The 9,050-nt window shown below is 62.8% G+C and carries 9 protein-coding genes; 2 read left to right on the top strand and 7 right to left on the bottom strand.

Going from position 1 to position 9,050, the window contains the following annotated elements; genetic code table 11:
* Positions 1-327: 327 nt before the first annotated feature.
* Both AC0L3D_RS35290 and AC0L3D_RS35285 read right to left on the bottom strand, forming a co-directional pair.
* Entirely contained in the window at positions 328-1,431 is a 1,104-nt protein-coding gene (locus tag AC0L3D_RS35290) for a flavodoxin family protein (protein WP_473647383.1), read from the bottom strand.
* A 55-nt stretch (positions 1,432-1,486) separates the two neighbouring features.
* The gene (locus AC0L3D_RS35285) at positions 1,487-2,089 is read right to left on the bottom strand and encodes an EF-hand domain-containing protein (RefSeq protein ID WP_473647382.1); all 603 of its coding nucleotides are present in this window, start codon (positions 2,087-2,089) and stop codon (positions 1,487-1,489) included.
* Between the two features lie 164 nt (positions 2,090-2,253).
* On the opposite strand from AC0L3D_RS35285, the gene AC0L3D_RS35280 reads away from it, so the two are divergent.
* Positions 2,254-3,039, top strand: a complete 786-nt coding sequence (locus tag AC0L3D_RS35280) for an ion transporter (RefSeq protein ID WP_473647381.1) — start codon at positions 2,254-2,256, stop codon at positions 3,037-3,039.
* A gap of 381 nt (positions 3,040-3,420) precedes the next feature.
* Here AC0L3D_RS35280 and AC0L3D_RS35275 read toward each other — a convergent pair whose 3' ends face one another.
* The 5 genes from AC0L3D_RS35275 to AC0L3D_RS35255 form a co-directional block, all read right to left on the bottom strand.
* Positions 3,421-3,588, bottom strand: a complete 168-nt coding sequence (locus AC0L3D_RS35275) for a hypothetical protein (protein WP_473647380.1) — start codon at positions 3,586-3,588, stop codon at positions 3,421-3,423.
* Between the two features lie 23 nt (positions 3,589-3,611).
* The gene (locus AC0L3D_RS35270; RefSeq protein ID WP_473647379.1) at positions 3,612-3,908 is read right to left on the bottom strand and encodes a hypothetical protein; all 297 of its coding nucleotides are present in this window, start codon (positions 3,906-3,908) and stop codon (positions 3,612-3,614) included.
* Between the two features lie 480 nt (positions 3,909-4,388).
* Positions 4,389-5,330 carry a ribokinase gene (gene rbsK / locus AC0L3D_RS35265; RefSeq protein ID WP_287345663.1) on the bottom strand — a complete coding sequence of 314 codons (942 nt, stop codon included), beginning with the start codon at positions 5,328-5,330 and terminating at the stop codon, positions 4,389-4,391.
* Between the two features lie 4 nt (positions 5,331-5,334).
* Entirely contained in the window at positions 5,335-5,787 is a 453-nt protein-coding gene (locus AC0L3D_RS35260) for an RbsD/FucU family protein (protein ID WP_473630484.1), read from the bottom strand.
* Between the two features lie 96 nt (positions 5,788-5,883).
* Positions 5,884-6,942, bottom strand: coding sequence for an ABC transporter ATP-binding protein (locus tag AC0L3D_RS35255; protein ID WP_473647378.1), 1,059 nt, complete (start codon positions 6,940-6,942; stop codon positions 5,884-5,886).
* Between the two features lie 293 nt (positions 6,943-7,235).
* On the opposite strand from AC0L3D_RS35255, the gene AC0L3D_RS35250 reads away from it, so the two are divergent.
* Entirely contained in the window at positions 7,236-8,900 is a 1,665-nt protein-coding gene (locus tag AC0L3D_RS35250; protein ID WP_287247536.1) for an ABC transporter substrate-binding protein, read from the top strand.
* Positions 8,901-9,050: the final 150 nt, after the last annotated feature.

Here is a 9,050-nt window from a genome sequence, read left to right as displayed (position 1 = left end):
CCGGCGATAACATCAGCAAATCATCCATCGTGGCACCTCCGCCAACAATGAATCAGCCGCTCACCATCAATTCAACCTGATTAATAGGTCCTGACCCTAGCTGAGGCGGTTTCATCATCTGCGGGCGTTGGTACCTTCAAACGCTCCGTCAGGGCGGTTTCGATCAGTCGCGTGGTCTCATGCTCGTTGAGCAGGCCGATCTGCAGATCCAGCTCGGCGCGGTGCTCGCTCAACGCTCCGCGAGCTGATGCTTGGCACGTTCGCGACCAAGCTCGGGCGCGGTTTCCGTGCAGAATTCCGGCCCCCGTGCTTCGGTGATCGGGTCGCCTATTTTTGCCGCGGGTCTTCCAGGCCGATGCCGATCTGACGGAAACGGCCCGACCGACGTTCGACGACGGCTTCGGCGAGCGAGCGGGCGGCGTTGCGGACCTCTTCCTGGATTGTCTCGTCGGCATCGAGTTCCTCATGGCTTGTGGCGTACGGCTTCCAGTAACCGATGTAGCGGTCGAGCTCGGCGCTGGGGCCGGCCGGCGACAACTTCATGAAGCGCCAGTCAGCGAGGGAATGCCGCACATTCTCCGCACCTTCGACATCGCCGTGCACAATCACAGAAAACAGCCTGCCTGCCAGATGACGCGGATAGTCCCAGCCGGCCAGTTCTACCTCCTTTGCCTTTGCCGCATCCTTGCCCTGTGTCAGCGAGGGGTCTGGATTGCCACCGTCAGCGCAGACAAGCCTGTCCATCATCAGTTTGACAGGCGAGGAAACCTGATACCAATTCACCGGCGAGATGATCATGATGCCATGGGCGGCGACCCACATCGGGTAGATTTCGTTCATCCAGTCCTGAACTTGCCCAAGCGAATGGTTGGGATAGCAGGAACAGGGCCAATGGCAGAGCGGAGCGGCCGTCGAAAAGCACGCCTTGCACGGATGGATGTTCCTCCCGTATTCGGAAGCAAGCCGCGACAGATCGAGAATTTCGACTGCAAGTTTCGTTTCCTTGTCGATGGTCTCACGGGCGATTTCGGCGAGCCGGAAACTCTTCGACATCTCGCCGGGACAGGTGTGCTCGCTGCGCGACGACCCGTTGATGATCAACAGACGCGGCGGCGCCGTTAGGTCCTCGTACCGATGCTGCGCCTGTAGCACCGCCTCGTGCGCCGCAATCCAATCGACGGACAGATCGTAGTCGGGGTCGCTGAACCCAAGACCGGCTTTCCTCGTGATCGGGCTCTTGCGGGAATCCGCGTAAGCCTGCCAGGCGATCGAAGCGATTTGCTCAATCGACTGGGCGAACGGTTCGAACGCTGGATCGACGAATTGCTGCTTGTACCTCGCCTTGAAGGCTTTCTCGCACAGTCTGGGACTAGCCATGCCCTTGCGAGGCGCCGGGGTTTTCCCGACAAATTTGCCAACGAGACCAGCCATTTCCGAATTCCTCTCCCGAATTCTTGTCCAGGAACGCGCAAGATCTTGCAGTGATTTATTCACCCGTTCCGTCAGCGCCTCCGTGGAAGAAGGATCGAATTTCCTCCCTGTCGATGCTGTCATCGGCGTCCTCGTCGACGGCGCTGAATATCCGCTCGACAAAATCCTGAACCTCGGTTTGAGACAGCGCCCCATCGCCGTCGGCGTCGACTATGGCGAACATCATTCGCATCCGTGCGCCATGCATCATCCCGCCTCCCATATGGCGCCGGTCATGCCTTCGGAAATCGCGATGCCAACGGTCGTCACCTCGCTGCTCTGCTCGCGGGCGGCGATGCTGCATTCTCTCCTCCAGCATCTCAGTCATCATCTCGCGCATCGTTTGGCGCATGGAGTCTTCGGTTGGCCCGCCTGGCGACGGCTGTGAACCTTGTGCAGGTGCGGCGGGCGCAGGCGAGCTCGTCTGGGATAGCGCCGGCGAAGCCAGCATAGCCAACGCCGCGGCAATTGCTGTGGTCTTGCTTGCTGATGTCATCGTGTTCTCCTTGGAGAATGGGTGGACCGAACGTGTCGGCATCCAAGCCAAACCCGCTGCTCCCCGCATGGTTCCTAGCGCGTTGCAACGCTGGTGATTGGTGAAACCGGCGATAACGGCCAATCTCCCCCCTTGAGGGGGAGATCAGCAGCTTAGCCGCAGCATTCTTCGGCTGTTTCGACTTTTTGTATCCGGTGCGCCACAAGCCGGCCATATGGGTTTGAGCATTGGATTTTCCCGAACCCGGTTCCCATTTTCGGGTCCGATGCTCTAACGGAGAAGAAGCCTTGGATGCCCTGAAATCGCTCATCGAATCGCGCCGCTTCGACCTCGCGATCATGGTCCTGATCCTGATCAACGCCGTCACGCTCGGCCTCGAAACCTCGCCCGATGCGATTGCGGCTTTTGGCCCGCTTCTAACGGCCATCGACCGCGCGATCCTCAGCGTCTTCGTGCTCGAACTCGCGATCCGGCTGGTCGTCTACAGGACGCATTTCTTCCGCGATCCATGGCGCATCTTCGACCTCTTCGTCGTCGGTTTCGCGCTCATCCCCACGACCGGCTCTCTCTCGGTGCTGCGGGCGCTGCGCATCCTGCGGGTGCTGCGCCTGATCAGCATCGTTCCGTCGCTGCGCCGTGTCGTCACCGGCTTCATCACCGCCTTGCCCGGCATGGGCTCGATCATGCTGCTGCTCGGGCTGGTGTTCTACGTCTTTGCGGTGATGGCGACGAAGCTCTACGGCTCGTCCTTTCCCGAACTGTTCGGCGGCATACCAGAATCGCTCTTCACGCTTTTCCAGGTCATGACCCTCGAGGGCTGGTCGGTCGGCGTGGTGCGCCCGGTCATGGTGGTCTTTCCGGCGGCCTGGCTGTTCTTCATCCCGTTCATCATCGCGACCTCGTTCACCGTGCTCAATCTGTTCATCGGCGTGATCGTTTCGGCGATGGAGGCCGAGCATGAAGCCGTGGAATCGGCCGACAGGGCGACGCTGCATAGCGATCAGGCCATGATCCTGGCGGAGTTGCAGGCGCTGCGGGCGGAGGTCCGCGAATTGTCCGGCGTTCGCGGCTAGATCGCCTCCGCGAGTCGGCGGCTTGTGACGGTGTGGTGCGGTGAAAGAGCCCGCCGCTCCATTTGCGAAGCGGCGGGGGTCCCCCAATCACCCCCCGATTGTCAGGTCAAAATTGCCCCCCGGCATTGCTGACCGTGCAATTGCGGCGCCAGACCCAGTGATCCATTACGGGACACCTATGCCAAAGACGCAAGCCAGGTTTGCCGATTCATATTAACTGTGGCTAATATGTCACCGTGGTCGGAACGGACTAACGTCGAGAGCGCCGGCCTCACCCCCTGGCGAGCAACCCTCTTGCAGCGTCGGCATCGACGGCCCGGCCGCATCACCGAAATGCCGTGCAGGCGAAGCGGACCGCCTGCAGCGGTTCCACCTGCGGATTTATTCACCCGTTTCGTCGGCACCTCCATGGAAGAAGGATCGGATTTCCTCCCTGTCGACGCTGTCATCGCCGTCCTCGTCGACGGCGTTGAATATCCGCTCGACAAAATCCTGAACCTCGATTCTAGAAAGCGCACCATCGCCGTCGGCGTCGACTATGGCGAACATCATTCGCATCCGTGCGCCATGCTTCATCCCGCCCCCCATTTGGCGTCCGTCATGCCGTCGGAAATCGCGATGCCAACGATCGCCACCTCGCCGCTCTGCTCGGGGCGGCGATGCTCCGGCATTCTCTCCTCCAGCATCTCAGTTATCATCTCACGCATCATTTGGCGCATGGAGTCTTCGGCTGGCCCGCCTGGCGACGGCTGTGAACCTTGATCCTGTGCAGGTGCGGCGGGCGCAGGTGGGGTCGTCTGGGATAGCGCCGGCGAGGCCAGCATAGCCAGCGCCGCGGCAACCGCTGTGGTTTTGACTGCTGATGTCATCGTATTCTCCTTGGAGAGACCGAACATGTCGTCCAAGCCAAACCCGCTGCTTCCGACATGGTTCCTGGCGCGTTGCAACGCTGGTGATTGGTGAAGGCGCCGATGACGGCCAATCTCCCCCTTGAGGGGGAGATGGCCGGCAGGCCAGAGGGGGTCGTCTCACGTAATGCACCAACCTCCACTGTCGCAAGAGAGAAGGCCGCGCCCAGTCGAACCGACCCCCTCTGCCCTGCCGGGCATCTCCCCCTCAAGGAGGGAGATCAGCAGCTTCGGCCTCCGGCACTCATCCTGCAAAGAGGGCAGGACAGAGGGGGGCGCGAAGGATCACTACAGATCAGCATTTATCCTGAACCGTCGCATTCTTCGGCTGTGGTCACGGCCTGGATCCCAGGGTCTGCGCCGCGTCGCTTCGCTCCTTGCTCCGCCCTGGGATGACGAAGGCATGGGTACCGCGATCCGTTTGACAGCGGGCCGGAGGCGTCAACCCCTGGCGAGCAATGCCTCGACCTCTTGCAGCGTCGGCATCGACGGCGCCGTGCCCGGCCGGGTGACCGAGATGCCGGCGACGGCGCAGGCGAAGCGGACCGCTTGCAGTGGGTCCACGCCTCTCGCAAGTGCTGCGGCCAGGCCGCCATTGAAGGCGTCGCCGGCGCCGGTGGTCTCGACCACAGGACCGGCTTTGATCGCGCCGACATGGTCGGAGCGGCTGGCCGTGTGCAGCAGCGCGCCCTGTTCGCCGAGCGTAACGATGACGGCGCCGGCGCCCTTTCCAAGCAAACGATCGGCGGCGCGGCGGGCGTCGTCGATGGAGGACACCTTGATGCCGGTCAGTTCCTCGGCCTCGGTCTCGTTGGGCGTGACATAGTCGCAGAGCGTGTAGATGCGCTCGGGCAGGCTTGCCGCGGGCGCCGGGTTGAGGATGGTCGTCACCCCTGCCCCGCGCGCGATCTCCAGCGCCCGCATCGCCGCCTCGATCGGCTGCTCGAGCTGGGTGACGAAGACGCCGGCCGAGCGGATCAGGCCGGCGTTAGCCTCGATGTCGTCGGGCGAAATCAGCATGGCCGCACCCGGGCTGACAATGATGGCGTTGTTGCCGCTCGTCTCCTCGACGAAGATATAGGCCGCACCCGTATAACTCTCCGGCGTGTCGATGACGGCGCTCTTCACCCCGGCCTGCGTCCAGGTTTGCCTGGCCATGTCGGCAAAGGGATCGACGCCAAGGCGCGTCAAAAAAGTGATGTCGGCGCCGAGACGGCCGGCCGCGACCGCCTGGTTGGAGCCCTTGCCGCCCGGGCCGAGGGTGAAGGATGTTCCAAGGATCGTCTCGCCCATGCGCGGCTGGCGGGCGGCGCGGTAGGCGGTGTCGGCGACGAAGACGCCCAATATGACGACAGGCTTAATGACCACAGGCTTGCCTGGCATCTCGCTACTCCGCGTCGGGAGGAACGACGCCCTTGCGGAAGGCAAAACAGCCATAGAAGCGGCGCTCGCCGGTCTGGATGACGCAATAGGCGTTTTTGGCACGTTCGTAGAAGGCGTAGCGCTCGACCGAAATCATCGGCCAGGCCTTGCCCTCAGCCGCATCGATCTCGCTTTGCACTTCTTGCTGCACGGCGGGAATCTCGTCCGGCTTGCCGACGATCTCCATGCGGGCGGCGGCATCGTCGACGAAATTGTCCAGCGGATAGAGCGACAGCACCGCCTTGACCACGTCAGCGGCCGGCGCATCGATGCGCAGCAGCCGGCCGAGCACGGTCTGGCGCGCCACCGAATCGGAGGGGAAGTTGGTGTCGGCGATGATCAAATCGTCGCCATGGCCCATCGCCCGCAGCGCCTGCAGCACGTCGGCATTGAGCAGCGGATTGATCCCTTTTAGCATGATTCCCTCCCGAACGGGCTTGTTTGATGCGAAGCCTGGCGCATGAGCCCGAAGTGTTGTCGGTTTTCAGACAAGATCATTCGCAATTCAAAGTGTTTAAAGACGATTGCCGATCTCTGCGTCGAAGAGATGGACCTGGTCGAGCCGCGGTTTCAGATGCAGCGTGTCGCCCGGCTTGAAGTCGTGGCGCTCGCGGAACAGCGCCACCATCTCGCCCTCGCCGAAACGCAGAAACACCAGCGTTTCGGAACCGGTCGGCTCGACGACGGAAATCTTCGCCGGCACGCCGTCGGGGTGGATTTCGAGATGCTCGGGCCGGACGCCGTAGACGACATTGCGCCCGTCCTCCACCTTGCTGCTCGCAGCCATCGGGAACGGCGTCCCTGCGATCTCGACGATGGGCTTGTCGCCCTTGCGCACCACGCCCTTGAGCAGGTTCATCGACGGCGAGCCGATGAAGCCGGCGACGAACAGATTGGCCGGCCGGTCGAACAGTTCCAGCGGCGCGCCGACCTGCTCGATGCGGCCGTCGCGCATCACGACGATCTTGTCGGCCATGGTCATGGCCTCGATCTGGTCGTGCGTGACATAGATGGTGGTGGTCTTCAGCCGCTGGTGCAATTCCTTGATCTCGGTGCGCATCTGGACGCGCAGCTTGGCGTCGAGGTTGGACAGCGGCTCGTCGAACAAGAACACCTGCGGGTTGCGCACGATGGCGCGGCCCATGGCGACGCGCTGGCGCTGGCCGCCGGAGAGTTGGCGCGGATAGCGCTTGAGATAGGGATTGAGATCAAGGATATCGGCGGCGCGCTTGACCCGCTCGGCGACATCGGCCGGATCGGTCTTGCGCAGTTTTAGCGCAAAGGCCATGTTCTGCTCGACCGTCTTGTGCGGATAGAGCGCGTAATTCTGGAACACCATGGCAATGTCGCGTTTGGCCGGTGGCAGATGGTTGACGACACGGTCGCCGATGGCGATCGTGCCGCCGGAAACGGTCTCCAGCCCCGCCACCATCCTGAGCAGCGTGGACTTGCCGCACCCCGAAGGACCGACCAGCACCACGAACTGCCCGTCGGCGATGTCGACGCTGACACCGTGCAGGACCTTGACGGTTCCGAACGCCTTGGCCACATTGCTGATCGCGACTTGAGCCATTGGCCCCCCTTTCGTTGCGGTGAAGCTAAACAACGCAAACAGCGAGGGCAAGTCAGTCTTTTATAGATAAAAAACTCTGTTCGCGTTTGACACGGCACCTGGTTGTGAGAATAGTGAAAGGGCTCGGGTTTTGACCCTGTTCCGGGCGCGCCGGCACGCTGGTCGGACCACGGAAGTCGAAGCGTTGCGGAGGAAAACTTGGGCCGCTATTTCTGGGAGCCGCTGTTGTTGGGGAACATTTCCAGCGCTCCAAACACCCGAACAATCACCATACACATTCTGGGAGGAACGAAATGAAAGTCAGCCTTTACAACCAATTCATGCGGGCGGGTGCCACGCGCCGCGATGTCCTCAAGGGCGCGGCCAGTATGGCCGCGATCGCAGCGGCATCCGGCGCCGGGCTTGGCGCGCTGACGCGCCCGGCTTCCGCCGCAAGCGAATTGCGCGCGCAGATCCTGCAGATTCCCGGTGTCGGCAAGGGCCAGCCGACCGATGCCGACTTCCAGCAGGTCGGCGAGCTTTGCCTGGAGGCGACCAAGGCCAGCGTCAAGGAAGGCGAATTCGCCGGCGTCCAGCTCACCTTCATGGGGCTCAACAACCAGAACCTGCACAATGTGCTGTTTCGCGGCTTCCTGAAGCCTTGGGAGACCTATACCGGCGCCAAGATCAACTGGATCGACCTGGCGCAGGCGGACTACAATGCCCGCCTGCAGCAGTCGATCGCCACCGGCACCGTCGATTTCGACATCATCGAGATGGGCGCGCCGTTCGAAGGCGACGTCTGCGGCAAGGGCCTCACGTCCGAAATGCCGGACTGGGTCAAGGACCAGATCGACATGAAGGACGTCGTGGCCTATCTGCAGCCACCGGTCGGCACCTGGGACGGCAAGCAGTACCGCGTGACCGTCGATGGCGACGCGCACAACTTCAACTACCGCACCGACGTGTTTGCCGATGCCGACCTCGCCAAGGCGTGGAAGGACGGCGGCGGTGGCGGTGAATGGGGCGTGCCGAAGACCTGGCAGCAGGTGCAGGCGGTGACAAAATTCCTCAAGGGCAAGCAGTTCCAGGGCCAGGACGTTTTTGGCTATCTCGACGCGCCCAAGGCGTGGGGCGGCTTCGGCTTCTATTTCCTCGGCAGCCGCGCCAGCGCCTATGCCAAGCATCCCGACGACAAGGCCTGGCTGTTCGATGCCGATACGATGAAGCCGCGCATCAACAATCCAGCCTGGGTGCGGGCCATCCAGGACGTGATCGACGCGCTGCCGTCGCAGCCTGCCGACCAGATCAACGCCGACCCGAACACCACCGCCTTCCAGCAGTTCCTGGCCGGCACCGGTTCGATGGTCACCTGGTGGGGCGACGTCGGCTCCAACGTCAAGACCAACGACAGTTCTGTCGTCGGCGACGTCACCGGCTTCTCGATCCTGCCGGGCTCGGACGACGTCTACAATTCCAAGACCGGCCAGTGGGACAAACTGGCCAGCGGCCCGAACCATGCGCCGAACTGCGCCTATCTCGGCTGGGGCGTCTACGTCATGGCTCGTGTCGATTCGGATGAAAAGAAGAAGAAGGCGGCATGGTCGGCCGCGGCCCATCTCGGCGGCAAGGACCTGTCGCTCTGGTGCGCGGCGTATCCGTCCGGCTTCCAGCCTTACCGCAACTCGCATTTCGACGTTCCGGAATGGGTGGCGGCCGGTTACGACGAGGCCTTCATCACCTCATATCTGAAGTCGGAGGCCGACAGTTACAACCATCCGAACGCCGCGATCGAGCCGCGTATCCCCGGCATCTTCCAATATTACAGCGCCGCCGAGGACATCCTGGCCAATACATTTGCCGGCAAGATGACGGCACAGGAAGGCGCCGACGCCATTGCAGCCGCCTGGGAGAAGCTGACCGACCAGATCGGCCGCGAAAACCAGATCAAGCTCTACAAGGCCTCGCTCGGCATGTAGGTTGAGATTTTAGGAACCGCGGGGGGGGGGGGGCGCCCCCCCCCCCCCCCCCCCGCGCCCCCCCCCCCGCCCCCCCCCCCCGCCCCCCCCCCCCGCCGCCCCCCCCGGACCGCCCCCCCCGCCCAAAACCAGTGCACGCCCGGCGGGGGG

It is taken from the genome of Mesorhizobium sp. WSM4837 (assembly GCF_055811435.1).
The sequence above is the reverse complement of the archived record's forward strand: the minus strand, read 5'-3'. Positions and strand labels throughout refer to the sequence as shown.

Coding starts and splice junctions, on each gene's coding strand:
- AC0L3D_RS35290 (WP_473647383.1), bottom strand. CDS start 1,431: ATGGCTGGTCTCGTTGGCAAATTTGTCGGGAAAACCCCGGCGCCTCGC.
- AC0L3D_RS35275 (WP_473647380.1), bottom strand. CDS start 3,588: ATGTTCGCCATAGTCGACGCCGACGGCGATGGTGCGCTTTCTAGAATC.
- AC0L3D_RS35270 (WP_473647379.1), bottom strand. CDS start 3,908: ATGACATCAGCAGTCAAAACCACAGCGGTTGCCGCGGCGCTGGCTATG.
- rbsK (WP_287345663.1), bottom strand. CDS start 5,330: ATGCCAGGCAAGCCTGTGGTCATTAAGCCTGTCGTCATATTGGGCGTC.
- AC0L3D_RS35260 (WP_473630484.1), bottom strand. CDS start 5,787: ATGCTAAAAGGGATCAATCCGCTGCTCAATGCCGACGTGCTGCAGGCG.
- AC0L3D_RS35255 (WP_473647378.1), bottom strand. CDS start 6,942: ATGGCTCAAGTCGCGATCAGCAATGTGGCCAAGGCGTTCGGAACCGTC.
- AC0L3D_RS35250 (WP_287247536.1), top strand. CDS start 7,236: ATGAAAGTCAGCCTTTACAACCAATTCATGCGGGCGGGTGCCACGCGC.